The sequence below is a fragment of the Marinobacter pelagius genome, from assembly GCF_900114925.1.
Lineage (GTDB): Bacteria > Pseudomonadota > Gammaproteobacteria > Pseudomonadales > Oleiphilaceae > Marinobacter > Marinobacter pelagius.
Window position 1 is genome coordinate 311,898 of sequence record NZ_FOUR01000003.1, and the last position, 16,131, is coordinate 328,028.

The 16,131-nt window shown below is 58.0% G+C and carries 20 protein-coding genes and 1 pseudogene; 7 read left to right on the forward strand and 14 right to left on the reverse strand.

The window, feature by feature from the left end; genetic code table 11:
* Positions 1–181 precede the first annotated feature (181 nt).
* Positions 182–340 (forward strand): hypothetical protein, encoded by a 159-nt coding sequence (locus BM254_RS17875; protein WP_245777402.1) that lies wholly within the window; start codon positions 182–184, stop codon positions 338–340.
* Positions 341–479: 139 nt separating this feature from the next.
* Positions 480–824, forward strand: a complete 345-nt coding sequence (locus BM254_RS08440) for a DUF7352 domain-containing protein (RefSeq protein ID WP_092001613.1) — start codon at positions 480–482, stop codon at positions 822–824.
* A gap of 162 nt (positions 825–986) precedes the next feature.
* Here BM254_RS08440 and BM254_RS08445 read toward each other — a convergent pair whose 3' ends face one another.
* The 8 genes and pseudogenes from BM254_RS08445 to BM254_RS08480 form a co-directional block, all read right to left on the reverse strand.
* Positions 987–2,291: an MFS transporter gene (locus tag BM254_RS08445; RefSeq protein WP_245777403.1), complete on the reverse strand. Its 1,305-nt coding sequence runs from the start codon at positions 2,289–2,291 to the stop codon at positions 987–989.
* A gap of 95 nt (positions 2,292–2,386) precedes the next feature.
* A complete protein-coding gene (locus tag BM254_RS08450; protein ID WP_092001618.1) occupies positions 2,387–3,034 on the reverse strand; it encodes a DsbA family oxidoreductase in 648 nt (215 codons plus the stop codon).
* Between the two features lie 56 nt (positions 3,035–3,090).
* Complete coding sequence (locus BM254_RS08455) at positions 3,091–3,480, reverse strand: DUF2750 domain-containing protein (protein WP_092001622.1); 390 nt, start codon at positions 3,478–3,480, stop codon at positions 3,091–3,093.
* Positions 3,481–3,544: 64 nt separating this feature from the next.
* Entirely contained in the window at positions 3,545–4,003 is a 459-nt protein-coding gene (locus BM254_RS08460; RefSeq protein WP_092001625.1) for a DUF4112 domain-containing protein, read from the reverse strand.
* A gap of 204 nt (positions 4,004–4,207) precedes the next feature.
* The gene (locus tag BM254_RS08465) at positions 4,208–4,918 is read right to left on the reverse strand and encodes a J domain-containing protein (RefSeq protein ID WP_092001630.1); all 711 of its coding nucleotides are present in this window, start codon (positions 4,916–4,918) and stop codon (positions 4,208–4,210) included.
* A 46-nt stretch (positions 4,919–4,964) separates the two neighbouring features.
* A pseudogene (locus BM254_RS08470) lies at positions 4,965–5,660 on the reverse strand (VWA domain-containing protein).
* A gap of 81 nt (positions 5,661–5,741) precedes the next feature.
* Positions 5,742–6,197, reverse strand: coding sequence for a GatB/YqeY domain-containing protein (locus BM254_RS08475; RefSeq protein ID WP_092001633.1), 456 nt, complete (start codon positions 6,195–6,197; stop codon positions 5,742–5,744).
* A gap of 113 nt (positions 6,198–6,310) precedes the next feature.
* The gene (locus tag BM254_RS08480) at positions 6,311–6,634 is read right to left on the reverse strand and encodes a hypothetical protein (RefSeq protein WP_092001636.1); all 324 of its coding nucleotides are present in this window, start codon (positions 6,632–6,634) and stop codon (positions 6,311–6,313) included.
* Between the two features lie 200 nt (positions 6,635–6,834).
* Here BM254_RS08480 and BM254_RS08485 point away from each other — a divergent pair, with 200 nt between their 5' ends.
* Both BM254_RS08485 and BM254_RS08490 read left to right on the forward strand, forming a co-directional pair.
* The gene (locus BM254_RS08485; protein ID WP_092001639.1) at positions 6,835–7,503 is read left to right on the forward strand and encodes a glutathione S-transferase family protein; all 669 of its coding nucleotides are present in this window, start codon (positions 6,835–6,837) and stop codon (positions 7,501–7,503) included.
* 219 nt (positions 7,504–7,722) lie between these two features.
* Positions 7,723–8,289 carry a DUF2845 domain-containing protein gene (locus BM254_RS08490; protein WP_092001642.1) on the forward strand — a complete coding sequence of 189 codons (567 nt, stop codon included), beginning with the start codon at positions 7,723–7,725 and terminating at the stop codon, positions 8,287–8,289.
* Positions 8,290–8,303: 14 nt separating this feature from the next.
* Here the strand turns inward: BM254_RS08490 and BM254_RS08495 are convergent, their stop codons facing one another.
* Positions 8,304–8,594 (reverse strand): type VI secretion system PAAR protein, encoded by a 291-nt coding sequence (locus tag BM254_RS08495; protein WP_092001645.1) that lies wholly within the window; start codon positions 8,592–8,594, stop codon positions 8,304–8,306.
* 246 nt (positions 8,595–8,840) lie between these two features.
* On the opposite strand from BM254_RS08495, the gene BM254_RS08500 reads away from it, so the two are divergent.
* On the forward strand, positions 8,841–9,719 hold the full coding sequence (locus BM254_RS08500) for a patatin-like phospholipase family protein (RefSeq protein WP_092001648.1): 879 nt from the start codon (positions 8,841–8,843) through the stop codon (positions 9,717–9,719).
* A gap of 106 nt (positions 9,720–9,825) precedes the next feature.
* On the opposite strand, the gene BM254_RS08505 is transcribed toward BM254_RS08500, so the two are convergent.
* The 4 genes from BM254_RS08505 to BM254_RS08520 all read right to left on the reverse strand — a co-directional run bounded on the left by BM254_RS08505 (position 9,826) and on the right by BM254_RS08520 (position 14,181).
* Entirely contained in the window at positions 9,826–11,130 is a 1,305-nt protein-coding gene (locus BM254_RS08505; RefSeq protein ID WP_092001652.1) for a TRAP transporter large permease, read from the reverse strand.
* On the reverse strand, positions 11,120–11,614 hold the full coding sequence (locus BM254_RS08510; RefSeq protein ID WP_092001655.1) for a TRAP transporter small permease: 495 nt from the start codon (positions 11,612–11,614) through the stop codon (positions 11,120–11,122). The genes BM254_RS08505 and BM254_RS08510 overlap by 11 nt, the downstream gene beginning before the upstream one ends.
* Positions 11,615–11,674: 60 nt before the next feature.
* The gene (locus BM254_RS08515; RefSeq protein ID WP_092001659.1) at positions 11,675–12,688 is read right to left on the reverse strand and encodes a DctP family TRAP transporter solute-binding subunit; all 1,014 of its coding nucleotides are present in this window, start codon (positions 12,686–12,688) and stop codon (positions 11,675–11,677) included.
* Between the two features lie 107 nt (positions 12,689–12,795).
* Positions 12,796–14,181 carry an FAD-binding oxidoreductase gene (locus BM254_RS08520; protein ID WP_092001663.1) on the reverse strand — a complete coding sequence of 462 codons (1,386 nt, stop codon included), beginning with the start codon at positions 14,179–14,181 and terminating at the stop codon, positions 12,796–12,798.
* A 339-nt stretch (positions 14,182–14,520) separates the two neighbouring features.
* Between BM254_RS08520 and BM254_RS08525 the strand changes: the two genes are divergently transcribed.
* Positions 14,521–14,706: a hypothetical protein gene (locus BM254_RS08525; protein WP_092001666.1), complete on the forward strand. Its 186-nt coding sequence runs from the start codon at positions 14,521–14,523 to the stop codon at positions 14,704–14,706.
* Positions 14,707–14,771: 65 nt separating this feature from the next.
* Positions 14,772–15,734, forward strand: a complete 963-nt coding sequence (locus BM254_RS08530) for a DUF6635 family protein (protein WP_092001669.1) — start codon at positions 14,772–14,774, stop codon at positions 15,732–15,734.
* Here BM254_RS08530 and BM254_RS08535 read toward each other — a convergent pair.
* Entirely contained in the window at positions 15,715–16,104 is a 390-nt protein-coding gene (locus tag BM254_RS08535) for a nuclear transport factor 2 family protein (protein WP_092001672.1), read from the reverse strand. The two genes, BM254_RS08530 and BM254_RS08535, sit on opposite strands and share 20 nt — an antisense overlap.
* Positions 16,105–16,131: the final 27 nt, after the last annotated feature.

Consider the following 16,131-nt stretch of genomic DNA (forward strand, 5'->3'; position numbering starts at 1 on the left):
GGACAAAGGCCTGAAAAGACAGGATTGCCCCCAAGACAGGCAGTCGCGCAAACTGACATTAAAATTCACATCTGCGCCAACACGCCTGCGATGCCAGCAATGGACCCGACACTACCTCCCGCAAGACTCTTTTTTTTAACCCGGCCATGCAGCCGAGGCCGACTACCCCTTGATGGGCAACATGGTCGACCCACCAGCGGAGGTCCATCTGGTTCACACAGAGTTTCTCGAAGACGCCCATACCGTAGAGGCTCTCAGTGAAATGGACAGTATCGGGCGCCTGTCGAAAGGCGCGGAAGCGCTGGCCGGGCTGGGGCGGTTGTTTGAGGAAGTGCCCTGACCCTATACCTGCCAGTTACCGGCTTTGAAACTCCCGGTTCTTTGATCGAAAAAACCAGAGAATAAAGCCCAAAAAGCCTGATGTTCTTCGCCTCGCCAAACCGTAATGATGGTAACCAGACCAAAAGGAGGCGAGGCTCATGAAGACTATCGACAAGTACCTGCTTTGCTTTGGACAGGAACCAACAGCGCTCAAACTTATGCCGGATTTCCAGGTGGTGTTCTGCGAGTATCTGGTGGGCGCCAAAGGCGTGTATCTCTGGGTAGAGCAGTCTCCGGTAGTTTCTGGAAAAGCCACAACCAGACGCTTCATTGTTGCCCGGCCGGGCAAGTCGGTGCCTGATCATTACGAGTACGTGGACTCTGCGGTCGATCCGTTCGGCTCGACCGCTCATCATGTCTTCCAGCTACCAGTGAAAATGGCAGGACGTAACTGGGCCATACAGTCGGCTTATGGCCAGGCATCCCAGGTCACCAGATCCTGAATACTTTTCCAACGATTCAGATAGGGTATGTATCAGGGAGCTGGGCTAGGACTTCAGCGCGTGCGGCCGAAACAGCGCAGTGCCCAGCACCAGGAAAAATCCGGCAAGAACCTGATCCATCGATTACCGGGATTTCCGGTTGGCCTTGCCATGACATTCCCCTCAGCCGGGTTTCCGGGCCTCGGTCGCCGGAACTTTCAGCATCAGCACGAAGCCTACCAGCAGGAATACAAGGATAGTGCTCATGCCCCAACGCTGACTATCGGTCAGTGCGGTCACAGCACCCACCAGCAAGGGGCCGGCGAAAGCCGTAGCCTTACCGGAAAAGGCGAACAGGCCGAACATCTGGGTCTGCAGGTGTGGCGGAGCCACCCGGGCCAGATGTGACCGGCTGGCCGATTGCAGCGGCCCGACAAAAATACCCAGGATCATGCCCCAAACCCAAAAGGCCGTCGCGCTGTCTACCAGCAGGATGGCCAAAGCACTGCTACCCAGCCCCACCAACGCCAGCAAAATGGTGTTACGCCCGCCAAGGGCATCATCGATCCAGGCAAACCCCAGCGCGCCCAGGCCTGCCGTCACGTTCAGGGCAATGGCAAATTGCAGGACTTCCGTGGGCGCCATGTTGAACGTGCCGGCGGCGTAAACGCCCCCGAAGGTAAAGATGGTCGCCAGGCCATCGGTGTAGAGCATACGGGCGATCAGGAATCGCACAATGTCCTTGTACTGGCGGACATGGGCGATGGACTCCTTGAGTTGCACAAACCCTGCACGGCTGGCTGCCGCCAGGCTCAGGCCAGTAGGCGGCCGATCCGGGGTAAAGAAAAACGCCGGCAGCGCGAACACCAGATACCAGACAGCCACGAGCACGAAGGTCGCGCGCACGTGCTCGGCCTGATCCCGGTCCAGGTTGAAAAGATTGGCGTCGGTCTCGATGAATCCATACAACGCGACCACCAGACTTGTGACGCCACCCACGTACCCCAAGCCCCAGGCCCAGCCAGACCAACGGCCGGTGCGCTCCTGGCTGGCCATATCCGGCAACATGGCGTTGTAGAAAATGAACGCGAACTCGGCACCCAGCGTGCCCAGCCCCACCCATAACGCAGCGTTCCAGAACTGGTCCTGATCCGGTGTAACGGTCCAGAGCATGGCGCATGACACCACGCACAGCAGGGTAAAACTGATCAACCAGGGTTTACGGCGCCCTGACTGGTCCGCAATGGCCCCCAGCATGGGCGCGAGGATCGCAATAAACACACCGGAGATGCCCACGATGTTGCCCCAGGCATTGGTGCCCGCGACCTTGTCCTGCACCACAGACACGCTGAAGTACTGGGCAAAGACAAACGTGAGAATGATCGTGAAGAAGGCACTGTTGGCCCAGTCATACAGCGCCCAGGACCAGAGTGCGCGTTTGTCTTCCTGAGCGCCTGCAGGCTGGGCATGGGGCATGTGTGGTGGCATGTTCGGCTCGGCTAGTGATCCATACAAGGGAGTTCCGTGGCGTGATTGTGGCCGGTCTCAAGCCAAATGCACAGTCCCTGGGTATTACAACGGCTTCACTCGGATTCTGCCGCAATCTCCTGGAACGCCTGCACCAGGGCATCCGGCTCCTGGGCACCGGAGATGAGGTACTTGTTGTTGATAATGAACGCAGGCACCGCCGAAACGCCCGCCTGCTGATAGGTCGCTTCGTCCTTGCGTACCACTTCCGCGAACTGATCGGAATCAAGCACGTTTGCAGCCTTCGCTGAATCCAGTCCGGCCTTTTCAACGCAACCCAGTAGAACGTCCCGGTCCGAGACGTTTTCGGCGCGCCCGAAATAGGCGTCGAACAGTGCCTGTTTCATGGCCGTCTGCTGGCCCTGCTCACCCGCCCATTTCACCAGCCTGTGGGCATCGAAGGTATTGCAGGTAAATCTCTCCTGCATCTTCTCGAAGTTGAGACCCAGATCCTTCGCGATGGTCATCATCTGATTCTGGGTGGACCGCATTTCCTCCTCGCTGCGCCCGTACTTGCGAGCCAGGGCCGGCAGGATTGGCTCACCCTCGCCACCGTGATCCGGGTTCAACTCAAACGCATGCCATTGAACGGTGAAATCATACTCGGGCGCCAACTGTTCCATGGCCCGCTCAAGGCGAGCGTAACCGATGGCACACCAGGGACAGGCTATATCTGAAACAATGTCGATCTGAATGTTGTTCATGGCGGCTCCTGTTACCAGACCTGAATAATCACCCGATAAAACCGTACCGGTTGTGCCTAAAAGCTCGGACCCGCCAATACTTCCTGCAGGTCGCCTTTCAGTTCCTCCGGCGCAGTTATCCAGAGTTCCCCCTGCCCACCGGGAAACACCCCGATTTCGAGCCCATCCCTGGTTAATCCCGGCACCCATTTCTTGAAGAAGTCCGGCAGGGAAATCGCTTTGGGAGAAAGATCGCCTGATCCTTTGGCGTAATCGGTGGCAAATTCTGCGCTTGGCCAAACTGGCAAATACGCCACACCGTCTTCTTCCGAGACGATCTTCAGAAAGTGGTTGTCGGCGTTGACCAGAATCCAGATCTCGCGCTCCTCGACTACCGCGTCCAGAAAGTAGTCGTAGCGTTCCTCACCGTCCATCTCGAGGGCTTGGGTTAACGGGTTATCACTCATGAAGGTTCCACCGGGAAGTTGGATGTTGATGATGAAGTCTACCGTAAACCCGCCAAGTGAGCTTTCACAAGATCAGCGTGAGGCCGCCGGTAATCACCGCGAAAAGGATGGACAACCCGATCAGCATTTTCCAGGGGAACGGAGGCGGGGGCGGCTCAACCGCCAGCTGCTCCTCCAGATAGCGTTTCAGCAACAGGGTATTGCGGGTATTGGCCTTGTAGATGGCGTCGAACGCATCCCCCACTACCGGCAGCAGGCCACCGAGAAAATCGATGCCCATGTTGCGCAGCATTCGCAGCTTCACCGCCCGGCTCGCGCCCACCCGCTGTGCCTCGACAAGCACATAGGCTGACAACACCAGGCCCACCATGTCGCCCACACCTGGCAGCAGCCCGATGATGGCTTCCACTCCGATCCGGAATCGGGTGAAGGGAAGCCCAATGCTGCTGTCGGTAAATCGACTGAATTTCTCCAGGCGGCGAAGTGTCGCGCGCTGTCTGGCTTCGGTGAGCTGTTGAGTCATGGAATCTCCTGGAATGTTACCCACAGCATCTGTGGATAACTTTGTTGGCAACGACAGGATACCCGGTGCAAACCCTTCAACCACGGGCGCTGGCGCAAAGCGGAGGTAATTTGACCAATATTCACAAGAACGCAGTCGGTTGGAAAGGATTATCATCCATTCCGCGCTTCCCCGGGGACATGAGAGCATTCGGAAACATGCTTATTAACCCAACAAACACTCCTTCGCCTCATTGATCCGGGCCGCCAGATAGTTACTGCCACCATGGTCCGGGTGCACTTTCTGCATCATCCGGCGGTGAGCCCGGATGACCTCTTCCCGACTGGCACCGGGCTCCAGTCCCAGGATGTCCAGGGCTTCGCGCTCGGTCAGAGGGCCGCCGGCATTACCATGCTCGCGCGACTCCCCATCGTCATTGCTAGCGTCATCGTCCGCCCGCCAGGAGTCGCCGAACCGGCGGTCCAGGTAGGTTTCCAGCAACCGGGCAGAATCCTCATCTTGCGCCCGGCAGTAGCGTAGCAGTTCAAGGAATTCGCTCTCGCTCAGATCCGCCAGTTCCCGGCCGGCCATGGGGCCTTTGAGGATCTTTCCGCTCATGGTTCCGGAGTCGTGATCGAGGCTCATTTCCAGAATGTCGCTGGACACGCGGGACTGGTTGCCCGACTTGCCCTCTGCGCCCCCATTAGCGGCCCCGGACAGCAGCGACGGCAGTACGCGACGCAACAGCGGATAAAGAAACGCCAACGCGGCAAACACAAAGTGCAGTCGGCCGGTAACGGCCAGCAGAACCACGATCCCGATACCCGCGATCAACGCCAGCTTGAGAATGGCCGGTTTACGTTGGCTGGCCGGCTGGTTGCGCAGCCAGAGCCAGGCAACAACCGACAGAACAATAACCAGAAGTGTTAACGGCACTCAGATACCCCGGGCCCATTGGCCCATCGGTGGATGATTGCAAGCGCTATCTGATCTGCCGGGTCAGGCGCTTGACCTCCGGGGAGCTGCGGCTGGAGAAGTCCTGCAGGGCCTTGGCTCCCCCGGAAGCATAGACCGCAACTGCGGCCATAAGATCCTTCAGAACCTGAGGGCTGTTACGATCAAATGGGGCGTAGGCGCCTCCGGAAAGCTTGCTTACCTGCTGGAACACCGCCCTGGCATGAGGATCTGCGCCCTCGTGAAACATGAACACCGGAGTTCGCAACAGGCCCAGTTCCCCAGCGGTGTGGCAGAGCTCATCCACCGACTCCTCGCAACAATCCCCGATAAACACCACCGCCTTGACAGGCCTTGCGCGGGTTTCTTTCACGGCGTGGGCCAACATCCGGCTGATCTGGGTGAGGCCACCCCGGCAGGAAACGCCGTTCATCAGGTTCAGCAGCTGACCGGTCTCGGTGACAAACTTCGTGGCCTTGAACTCGCCAAAGCCGCGGTAGTAGCAAAGCTGAATGGCCAACCCACCCAAGTCCCGGGTCGCCTGGAACAGTTCGCTCTGCAAATGGCAGGCCTGGTCCCAGGTCGCCTCCCGGCTCGCGGTGGCATCCAGGGCAAAAATCAGCCTGCCCTACCCGCCACCTTGTTTGGGCAGCTTGCGGACCTCATTGATGAACTGGTCGATGGACTGCTTATCGGATTTTGTGCGTAACTCTTTGTCGGACATAAGCTTCTCGAACCGCCCAGGCTGGCCACTATCTCGCTAAAAGCTTAGGGCAAAGATCACGCATTTCACAGGCTCGACCGATCAGCCCGCCAGCGCCGCCCGCACCTTCTTGCTCAGATGGCCCATGTCAACCCGGCCAAGTACCTGCGGGCGCAGCTCGTTCATCACTCGCCCCATATCCTGCATGCCCTGGGCATCGGTTGAACTGATGGCCATTCGGATCAGGGCGTCCAGGTCATCCTCGCTCAGGGCGGCGGGCATGAATTCCTCAAGGATCACCATTTCCGCCCGCTCCTTGTCGCCCAGCTCCTCGCGACCGGCGTCATCATACTGACTGGCAGCATCCCGGCGCTGCTTGAGCATCTTGTCCAGCACTTTGAGAACGTCCTCGTCACTCAGCTCGCGACGCTCATCAATCTCGATCTGTTTGACCGCGGACTGGGCCATGCGCAGGGTGGTAAGCCGGATTTTATCCTTGCTCCGCATTGCGTCTTTCACCGCGTTGCTCAGTTGCTCCTTGAGTGATTGTTCTGCCATAACCGGCCTCCTGTTCTGTGGATTAGGCTACCTCCGCGCATAATGCCAAGAGGTAGATGTAACGGGTTGGTTACCCCGAGTTTACTCCTGTGTCAGTCAGAGTCGTGCACCAATCAGGCAAAATACTCCTGCATCCAGTCGAACAGTTTGCTCTCGGACATATCGCCCAAAGCCATCTGCTGGAAATCGTTGCCCACTTCATCCTCGATGGTCACGAACTGGTACAGGATAACGCCAGGCTGCTCATCATGAAGGATAATGTTAATGCGCCGGCGGGTTTGCAAACAGTCAATCGTCATGACATCCGCAGGGATGCCGGCATCACGCATACCTCTGCGAACCTCCACAACCGGATTGATGTGCTGGTGGGTTGCCTGGATGCGGGTGTGGGCATCGCTGGCCAAGTCGGACAGGGTTTTAAGGGGATCTTCCGGCATGGGGATAGCTTCTCTGGGATCGGGACATTTTAAACGCCAAACATGGTAGCCCAATCCACAGCGCAAATGAAAAACACCCCCTGCCGGACGGGCCTTCAGAAGCTGCTCAGGCCAAAAACGAACGACGGGGTGAACCAAAAAGCCATTTGCAGACTACTCTTCAGGGCTATCCATTCTTTTGATGCGAAAGGAGTTTGCACATGATTACGGTTCATCACCTGAACAATTCCCGCTCACAACGTGTTCTCTGGATGCTGGAGGAGTTGGGCGTGCCCTACGAGATCCAGCGTTACCAGCGCGACCCCGAAACCATGCTGGCGCCGGAAAGCCTCAAGAAGGTACACCCGCTGGGCAAATCACCGGTGATTACCGATGGAGATCTGGTCGTGGCCGAGTCCGGCGCCATTATCGAATACCTTGCCCACACCTATGGCAAAGACACCATGCTGCCGGAAGCCGGTGGCCAGGCCCGGCTGGATTACACCTACTGGCTGCACTACGCCGAAGGCTCCCTGATGCCTCCTCTGGTCATGCGCCTGGTGTTTGAAAAGGTAAAAACCAGCCCCATGCCATTTTTCATCAAGCCAGTGGCAAAAGGTATCTCGGACAAAACCAATCAGGTTTTCATCGGTCCGATGATCAAGACACACCTGGATTTTGTCGAAGCCCACCTGGCGAAAAACACCTGGTTTCTCGGGGAGAATATCAGCGGGGCAGATATCCAGATGAGCTTTCCGTTGGAAGCCTCCGTGGCACGGGGTATCGTTGGCCAGAACCGGCCTAACATCACTGCCTGGGTGGAACGAGTACATGCCAGACCGGCGTACCAACGGGCTCTCGAAAAAGGGGGCGAATACGACTTTGCCTGAGTAGATACTCAGCCCCTGTTGCCGAGACGAGGGCTACTGCATATGGGTGCTGAGTTATAGCATGGTGCAGAAGCTGCTCACGCTTGCCCCAACACACCTGGAATAACTAAACCGCGAAATTTTTAACCGGCGACGGTCACATTCGGCGCGCTATGAGTCCGCGGTTAAATCAAAAGCGTAGTATTGCATCGAAACACCGAACCGGCGCAAAGTCCGACTATGACCAAGCCTCAACGACTACTCGCCCTGCTCACCTTCGCCTTCCTGGCCCAGACCAGCCAAGGCGCGCTTCGCTGCGGCAGCGCTCTGGTCAATGACGGAGCCTGGCCTATCGAGGTTGAGGAAAGCTGTGGGCCGCCGGACTATGTCGCGGAATACCCCAGCGCGACCGTACCCGGCCTCGGCGTGGTGCAGACCGAGGCGCACTGGTACTACAACCACGGCCCCCAGCGCTTCATGCAGCGGTTGGTCTTTCGCAATGGCAAGCTCGCTCGGGTCGACACCCTCGGGTACGGATTCCATACCTCCGATTCACCCAGGTGCACTCCCAACACGCTCAGGCATATCAAAACCGAATACGAGCTGATCGCCCGATGCGGCGAGCCGATATCCAAACGCCTGGAATGGCAGGCACCCCCGCTCCGCAAACACTCGGAAACGTGGCAAACCCTGCAACCGGTGCTGATTCAGGAGTGGTTATACGATTTCTCGGACAATCAGTTTCGGCAGGTTGTCACCCTGAGAAACGGTCAGGTTGTGGACATTGAGTCCCGCCCTGGCCGGTGAGTCGTCGGCGCATACTAATCACCAACAACAACGCTGCCGCTACCAATAGTCACCCCGCCACAAGAAATCGCACCGCCGGTTATCGCGGCCGGCTTGCCATTAATCATCACCGTACTGGAGCCACCGGCAATCGTGCGCGGATGCGGGGGATGCTTCGGTTTGGAGTGTGGTGCCAACGGATCCCCCACACGGGCAGCGGGTTTGCCATTAATCAGAACATCGGGGGAGCCGGCAATCACCGGAGTGGGAGGAAAACCCTCGTGGTCGGAGCCCATGTCTCCGAGCAGAACAATCGCTCTGTTCATATCGCATCCTTTGCGTTAGCTGTCATCCTTGATACGCATCACCGTCAACCGGGCGGTCCGCGCCCTGGCGATGCAGCCTGAGATCTTACCCTTAAGAGCGCGAGTAACCAACATCCGATCAATGCAAAGGGTGTGGAGACCGCTCCTTGATCACCGGCTTAGTATTGAACAAACTCCCGAACCATAGCAAAGTCCGAACAAGATCATGATCGACATTCTCTCCACCATATTCACAGGCACTCGCGCATGAAACTCAACCCCTTCAACACTCGCATTGGCCTGGCTCTCGGAGGCGGTGCGGCCAAGGGTATTGCCCACATTGGCGTCCTGAAGGCGTTCGAGGAAGAGCAGATCCCGATTCATTGCATTTCGGGCACCAGTGCCGGAGCGCTGATCGCCAGTTACTACGCCTTCGGCCGCCCGGCAGAGTCCATACTGTCGATCTGTTCAACGTTGAACCTGTCGAAGATCATCAACTTCACGTTCGAACGCGGCGGCCTGTTCAGTACCGATAACATCCGGGCGATGATCCATCGGGATCTGGGGGATTGCCGGATCGAGGATGCCAGGATTCCCCTGGCCATTTGCGCAACGGACATCGAAACCGGTGAACAGCTGGTCTTCAGAAAAGGGAACCTGGCAGACGCCGTCTGCGCGTCCATGGCGGTGCCTGGCCTGTTTGTGCCGGTGGAAGTGGATGGCCGGGTTCTGGTAGACGGCGGGCTGGTTGAGAACGTCCCGATTTCGCCACTGGAGAGTATGGGCGCGGGTATTACCGTGGCCATTGATCTGAGCCATGTCAGCCGCTACCCGAAACCGCACGACACGTTTGATGTGATCACCAATGCCATCAACATCGGCATCGATTTCAATACGCGCAAGCAGCTGAAAAACGCAGATATCGTGGTGCCGCTCGATCTGAGCCAATACAGCCTCACCAACAACGCCAAATGCGTGGACGAGCTCTACATGGAGGGCTACCACCCAATGAAGGAAAAGATTCGCCGGGTCCTCTGGTACAAGAGGATGAATCTGATGATTTACCTTTTGCACGCGGTCCGGAAGTTGCTGCCCTTCAAGGTGCCGGAGATTATCAAAGACCTTAAACGCCACGGGCCGGCCTGAAAACCCATGAGTTCGGATTCAGGGGTGCTGCATCTCTTCAAAACATGGTGAAGGATGACGAGTTATCCTCTGATGTAAGCAACCCGTGGCATTGAACTGTTTGCACCTACCAGGCACCCACCACATAACCCAGCTTCTCCGGCAGCCACAGCGCAATGCCCGGCATCAGCATCACCAGCAGCAAGCTGGAGGCCATGGCCACGATAAAGACCAGCGACCAGCCTATAGTGTGTTCCAGGCGGATATTCGCGATACGGGTGGTGACCATCAGGTTAACGGCAACCGGTGGCGTAAACTGCCCGATGGCGATGTTCATCGCCAGCAGAATGCCAAACCAGATCGGGTTCCAGCCGAAATGATTCATCAGCGGCAGCACGATCGGGATCAGGATCAGGTAAATGGAAATCGCATCCAGCAACATGCCGGCGATCAGCACCAGAATCATCACCAGGCCCAGCAGCACCCAGCCGTTTTCAGAGAGTGACAGCAGCGCATCTGCCAAGTGCTGGAAGGTACCCAGGGTGGTGCCTGCCCAGGCGAAGATGCCCGCCAGCGCGATGATGAACATGACCACCCCGGAGGTAACGGCCGCCTCGGTCATCAGATTCCACAGGTCCCGGAGGCCCAGATTCCGGTACAGCAGGCAACCGACCAGCACCCCGTATGTCACCGCAACGACAGCGGCTTCCGTGGGAGTGAACAGCCCCGAACGAAGCCCGCCCAGAATGATCACCGGGGCAAACAGCGCCGGAAGGGCTGCCTTGAAGCTGGGCCAGAACGGTGGGCGCTCAACCGTTTCCGGATCTTCCCACCGATACTTCCTGGAGAAATACAGTGCCGGTGCCAGCAGGGATACCCCCGCCAGGATACCCGGGAACAGGCCGGCGGCGAACAGCGCCCGAAGATCCACCCCGGGCACCACGATGGAATAGAGAATCAACGCGATGGAGGGCGGGATCAGAATCGCGGTGGACGACGAGGCTGCAATCAGCGAAGCGGAGAACGGCTGCGGGTACCCCGCCTTCTTCATGCTCGGCAACATCACCATTGCCACCGCCGCCGCATCGGCAGGACCCGAGCCGCTCATGCCGCCCATGATGAGACACACCAGCACCGCGACCACCGTAAGCCCCCCGTGCCGGGGGCCGATAATCGCCTGGGCGAAACGAACCAGGCTTGCGGCCACACCCGCCCGCTCAAAAATCAGACCCGTCAGAATAAACAGGGGAATCGCAATCAGCGGGTACTTGGCCACACTGTTGTAGGTGTTGGTGCCGAAGGTGCCCAGCATGGCGGGAGGCAGTCCGGCCACAATGCCGACAACACCGCCCACGCCCAGGGCAATGGCCACCGGCACTCCCATGATCAAGGCCAGCAGGAAGCTGGCAACCATCAAAAGATCAGGACTCATGAATCGCCTCCGGATCTGTCTTGCCCCGCAGGCGGTCGATCAGGTTCTGGGTCATGCGGATGATGATGGCCACAGACAACAGCGGCAGCCAGATCACATAGATCCAGTTGGGCAGCCCCAGCCCCGGTGACAGAGATTCCCACTGGTATTCCTGCCAGGCGAAGGTGCTGCCGTACCAGGTCATGATGCCCACAACGGTCACACCGGCCAGCCACTGCAGTACAAAAACCACCTTGCATGCCCACAACGGAAGGAAATGTTCGATCAGTTCGATGCGGATGTGCTGGTTATGGCGTGCGGCCACCGCCGCCCCTGCAAAAGTGAGCACCACCAGAAAGAACACCGAGAACTCCTCGGTAAAAGCGAACGACGCATCCGTGGCGTAGCGGACAATCACGTTGCCCAGGCTAATCCCGCAGATCGCAATCAGGGCAATGGTGGCCAGCCAGGCCTCAGGGCGAAACTTGGGAGAACGGGACGGCATGGAAACTCCGTTATGGAACAAGCGCCCGCCGATGTTGGCGGGCGCGGGGGCAGGTCTGACTTACTGGTTGCGGTTGGCAACTGCGTCCTGTGCCTGCTTGATGAGATCTTCACCAATACGGGACGTCCATTTCTCATAGACGGACTTCGTAGCCTCCTTGAAGGCCTCACGCTGCTCCGGCGTCAACTCGGTGACTTCCACGCCACGCTCCTTGATAGCGGCCAGAGTCGCGTCCACTTCGCCACGGGATTTCTCGATTTCCCACTGGCCGGCGTCAATCGCCGCCTGCTTCAGCAGGGCCTGATCTTCGGCCGAGAACTGGTCCCAGACCTGGTTGCTGACGGCAAACACCAATGGATCCGCCATGTAGTGCCAGCGGGTCAGGTATTTCTGACCAACCTGGTCGATACGTGCCACGTCAAAGACCGACAGCGGGTTTTCCTGACCATCCACAGCACCGGTGGTCAGCGCCGGCTTGGCGTCGGCCCAGCTCATCTGGGTGGGGTTGGCGCCAAGGGCAGTAAAGGTATCCTGGAACAGCGGAGAACCGACAACGCGGATTTTCAGCCCGTCCAGGTCAGCCGGCTCATCAATGGTCAGCTTGGAATTGGACAACTCACGGAAGCCGTTCTCACCCCAGGCCAGAGGGGTCACTCCGCGCTTCTTGATGGCGGCAAAGACTGCCTCGCCCGCCTCACCCTGGGTAATGGCATCAATGGCAGCGTAGTCGGGCATCAGGAACGGCAGGGAAAACAGGTTCAGTTCCGGTACCTGGGGCGACCAGTTGATGGTAGAACCGACCGCCATATCGATCAGCCCGGAACGCATGGCAGAAAACTCCTTGGTCTGGTCGCCGGAGACCAGCTGGGAGTTGCTGTAAATCTTCATATTGATTCGCCCGTCAGAGCGCTCTTTCACCAACTCCACCCACTTGTCAGCAGCCTGGCCCCAGGGAAAGGCAGACGGGAGGACTGTTGAGACGGTGTATTCATCCTTGTACTCGGCGTGGGAAGCGCCACTGAACAGGAACGTAGCCGCCACAGCGGCAGCCAGAAGTGTGCGACGTTTCGACATAGCGATTTCCTTCTTATTGGAGTTGTTCCGATCGCCAAGCGGCAATCAGGCAGCGGACCGCCTGAAGGAGTATAGAAAGGGTGCTATCAAGAGGCAACGAATGCCCGCTAACGAGGCCGAATATTCTGATTCACCCGGAACAGATTCTCCGGATCATACTTCTGCTTGACCTCCACCAGCCGCTTGTAGGCCGCCCCGTAGGCAAACTCGACCCGGTCAGCCTCATCATGGGAAAGAAAATTGATGTAAGCACCACCGCTGGCATAAGGCTTGGCGGCTTCAAAGAATGCGCGCGCCCACTGGCGGCAATGCTCGTCTTCCCCGGGCGTTTCCCAGCGTCCATGCACATTCATCACATAGTTTGCGTCACGGCTGGAGTAGGCCATGGCGTCGTGCGCCACCCGGCCGGTCTGGCCGCCAATCGAGGCAATAAAGATCTCACAGTGGGGCGATGGCAGCTTGTCTCCATACTCCAGCGCAACCCGGATCACATCGTCGGTCAGCTTTACGAAATTGTGGGACTTCCAGTAATTCCTCGCACCGTCCGCCAGCAGTGGGTCAAACGCCTGTTGCCAGTTGGCGTAGGGTTGAACACCAACATGCTCGCCATGCGCATCGCCGAATGAACGCAGAGGCGCAATCAGTTGTTCGCCAACTTCCGGGTCCCCGGCATAGCAAATCGCCAGAGCGACAATCGGCTCGCCATGAACGGACTCAGGCAGGAAGGGCAATGGCGGCGCATGGCGAATCACTAACCACACATTCAGTTCATCGGGCATGATTTCCGTGAAACGCGCAAACTGCGTCAGCACCGACCGCGCCTGCTTGAACGGGAATACCATCAGCCCACTCAACAACTCCGGCCCCACTGGGTGCAGCTGAAACTCGAACCGGGTAACAATGCCAAAATTACCGCCACCACCCCGTGTGCCCCAGAACAGGTCCGGATTCTCAGTGGCACTGGCGCGAACCTGGCGCCCATCGGCGGTCACCATGTCCGCTGAAATCAGGTTATCCACGGTCATGCCAAACTTCCGGCTGAGCCAGCCAAACCCGCCCCCGAGGGTCAGGCCTGCGACGCCCGTTGTGGAATTGATCCCCAGCGGCGTCGCCAACCCATGCATCTGGGCAGCCGCGTCAAAATCTGCCAGAGTGCAGCCGGGCCCTACAAAGGCCCGTTGTTTCTCAACATCGACCTCAACGTCCTTCATCTGCGACAGATCGATCATCAGTCCGTCATCGCACACCGCGTTGCCCGCGATGTTGTGCCCGCCGCCCTTGACCGAAACCAACATGGACTGATCACGCCCGAAGTTGACCGCAGCCACTACATCCTCCGCCGAATGGCACTGGGCAATCAGAGCCGGCTTCCGGTCAATCATGGCGTTCCAGATCTGACGAGCCTCGTGGTACCCAGCATCTGCAGGCTCAAACACAGGGCCACCGAACTGCCCTCTGAAGGTGTCAATCGTTCCTCGCTGTAACGTAGTCATAGCCATCTCCTTGCCCCGTAGGACTCCTCTCTCCATCCTGCGCCCTTCCAGCGGGAACGCCAGCGGGTTATTAGACTGTTTGAGGACTATGGCGGAACTGTTAGCCGGTTTTGGTGAGGTCGCCCCGGAAACGAGTGACGCCCTTCCCTTGAAAAGCAATGCGGGCTTCGGAACCGCGACAGTCTTGCTTTTCACACTCATTCATAATCCACGGGCACCAAACTGCTATTCTCTTTCCTGAGGTCGACAGTTGCCGCGCCTGCTGATGGCTGCAGGTCTGACATTGTTGCCGGACCTTGGGCGGGAAGTAATTAAGAACCAAGAACGGAGAAAACGGAGATGAAATGGATCGTACTGATCATTATCGGCGCTGTTGTGGCATTCTGGCTTTATCGGGGCCGTCGCAAAAACAGCATTGAAGATCCTGAGGTGAAGACCTTCGAAGAGAAGGATTACTACCTGACATCCGATGAAAACTCATCCGATAAAGAGTCGTACTCTGATAAAAGTAATCCGCGACACTGAAACGGTTTTCTCAATTGCGCTTTCATGCCCCAGACACTCACTTGCCTGCAGATAGGCCTGCCACTATGTCCACTGGCCCATCGCCCGATCACAAGGTCTCGGAAGTCGAGATAGAGCAGGCCATCGGCGCAGGCATCGAGCGTTACTTTGATGACTGCCGGGCGCGGATACCGGCGTTTATTGATCGTCATTTCCATTACCCTGGCGCCATCGCGACCAACAGGAAGGCACTGGGATGGGACATGTTGAGGGCGCCGCTGAATCTGCTTTGGGCGCCGGTATACGCCCTGGCGAGCCTGGTAAGAGTCCTGACTCGAAAACGAACAGGCCTGGGGTGGCTGCACGACTTGGCGGATCGCGTACCTGCCGGTTTTACCACCCGGGTACAGCAGCACATCTCTCACCTGATCCTGGTGGACCTGCTGAACAATGGCCAGGAGAAATCACTGCTGGAGAGCTATCTGGTTGAGGCCCTGGAAGCGGTCTATGCGCGCCATACCTCTGAGCCGATCGATCACCGGCGGTTCAGCAAGCTGATTGAGCCACTGGTCGATGAGGCGCTCAGCCAGTACCGGGTGACCCGGACGGCGTCTGCCGATATCACTAACAGTCTCACCTGCACGGTCTTGGGCGCGTTTACCTTCCAGAAATTCACACCGGGTGGCATCGGGCTCGGGGTAGTGCTCGCCTCCGTGCTCGCCAAGACCCTGGCCGCGAGGGACTTTATCCTCGGTGAAACCATTGGCGAGTGGTACTACAGCGTATTTCCACCGGAACCTTCAGTGGCGACGACGGCCAGCGTGATGTTTGCTGTCATGGCTGCATTGGCAGCGTTTGCGGCTTTGTCCGGTGTTATTTTCGATCCTGTTCAGGCGGCGGTCGGCCTGCACCGTCGGCGCCTGCGCAAATTGCTGGATCACCTGCAGAGGGATGTGTCACTCAACACCCAAAGCAGCTTTCGCCCGAAAGACCAGTTTATAGCGCGAATTCTGGATACGTTCGACATGATCAGATCGGGTCTGCTTTAGCTGACGGCATACTCCCACCCAGCATATTTTCAATCACTGCCGCATTATAGAAAGTTTCAACGCACTGGATTTTGTCTTCCCGCACACGAAACCAGACGGCAAGGCGCACGTCCCCGATTGGCTCGAAGTAGGTACGGTAGTCCAGGATCGCAAACACATGCTCACCGTCGGCACTGAGCTGCCGGAGGACCAGATCTTTCTGGATGGCAAACATACCGAACTGGTAAGCCAGCATGTCGTCCCGGCTCAGGAAACGCATGTTCGGGCCCACATATTCAAACCCCTCGGCCGCCAGCAAGGCCTTTGCCTCCTCCAGCCGCTGGGCACGGATATCCGCAATGAACTGAGCCACAATGTCTTTTGGCTGCATGAACAAGCTCCCCACAAGATCCCTCTC

Excerpts from the sequence above, each read along its gene's own strand:
- BM254_RS17875 (WP_245777402.1), top strand. The coding sequence starts at position 182 with ATGGTCGACCCACCAGCGGAGGTCCATCTGGTTCACACAGAGTTTCTC.
- BM254_RS08440 (WP_092001613.1), top strand. The coding sequence starts at position 480 with ATGAAGACTATCGACAAGTACCTGCTTTGCTTTGGACAGGAACCAACA.
- BM254_RS08445 (WP_245777403.1), bottom strand. The coding sequence starts at position 2,291 with ATGCCACCACACATGCCCCATGCCCAGCCTGCAGGCGCTCAGGAAGAC.
- BM254_RS08450 (WP_092001618.1), bottom strand. The coding sequence starts at position 3,034 with ATGAACAACATTCAGATCGACATTGTTTCAGATATAGCCTGTCCCTGG.
- BM254_RS08455 (WP_092001622.1), bottom strand. The coding sequence starts at position 3,480 with ATGAGTGATAACCCGTTAACCCAAGCCCTCGAGATGGACGGTGAGGAA.
- BM254_RS08460 (WP_092001625.1), bottom strand. The coding sequence starts at position 4,003 with ATGACTCAACAGCTCACCGAAGCCAGACAGCGCGCGACACTTCGCCGC.
- BM254_RS08475 (WP_092001633.1), bottom strand. The coding sequence starts at position 6,197 with ATGGCAGAACAATCACTCAAGGAGCAACTGAGCAACGCGGTGAAAGAC.
- BM254_RS08480 (WP_092001636.1), bottom strand. The coding sequence starts at position 6,634 with ATGCCGGAAGATCCCCTTAAAACCCTGTCCGACTTGGCCAGCGATGCC.
- BM254_RS08485 (WP_092001639.1), top strand. The coding sequence starts at position 6,835 with ATGATTACGGTTCATCACCTGAACAATTCCCGCTCACAACGTGTTCTC.
- BM254_RS08490 (WP_092001642.1), top strand. The coding sequence starts at position 7,723 with ATGACCAAGCCTCAACGACTACTCGCCCTGCTCACCTTCGCCTTCCTG.
- BM254_RS08495 (WP_092001645.1), bottom strand. The coding sequence starts at position 8,594 with ATGAACAGAGCGATTGTTCTGCTCGGAGACATGGGCTCCGACCACGAG.
- BM254_RS08500 (WP_092001648.1), top strand. The coding sequence starts at position 8,841 with ATGAAACTCAACCCCTTCAACACTCGCATTGGCCTGGCTCTCGGAGGC.
- BM254_RS08505 (WP_092001652.1), bottom strand. The coding sequence starts at position 11,130 with ATGAGTCCTGATCTTTTGATGGTTGCCAGCTTCCTGCTGGCCTTGATC.
- BM254_RS08510 (WP_092001655.1), bottom strand. The coding sequence starts at position 11,614 with ATGCCGTCCCGTTCTCCCAAGTTTCGCCCTGAGGCCTGGCTGGCCACC.
- BM254_RS08515 (WP_092001659.1), bottom strand. The coding sequence starts at position 12,688 with ATGTCGAAACGTCGCACACTTCTGGCTGCCGCTGTGGCGGCTACGTTC.
- BM254_RS08520 (WP_092001663.1), bottom strand. The coding sequence starts at position 14,181 with ATGACTACGTTACAGCGAGGAACGATTGACACCTTCAGAGGGCAGTTC.
- BM254_RS08525 (WP_092001666.1), top strand. The coding sequence starts at position 14,521 with ATGAAATGGATCGTACTGATCATTATCGGCGCTGTTGTGGCATTCTGG.
- BM254_RS08530 (WP_092001669.1), top strand. The coding sequence starts at position 14,772 with ATGTCCACTGGCCCATCGCCCGATCACAAGGTCTCGGAAGTCGAGATA.
- BM254_RS08535 (WP_092001672.1), bottom strand. The coding sequence starts at position 16,104 with ATGCAGCCAAAAGACATTGTGGCTCAGTTCATTGCGGATATCCGTGCC.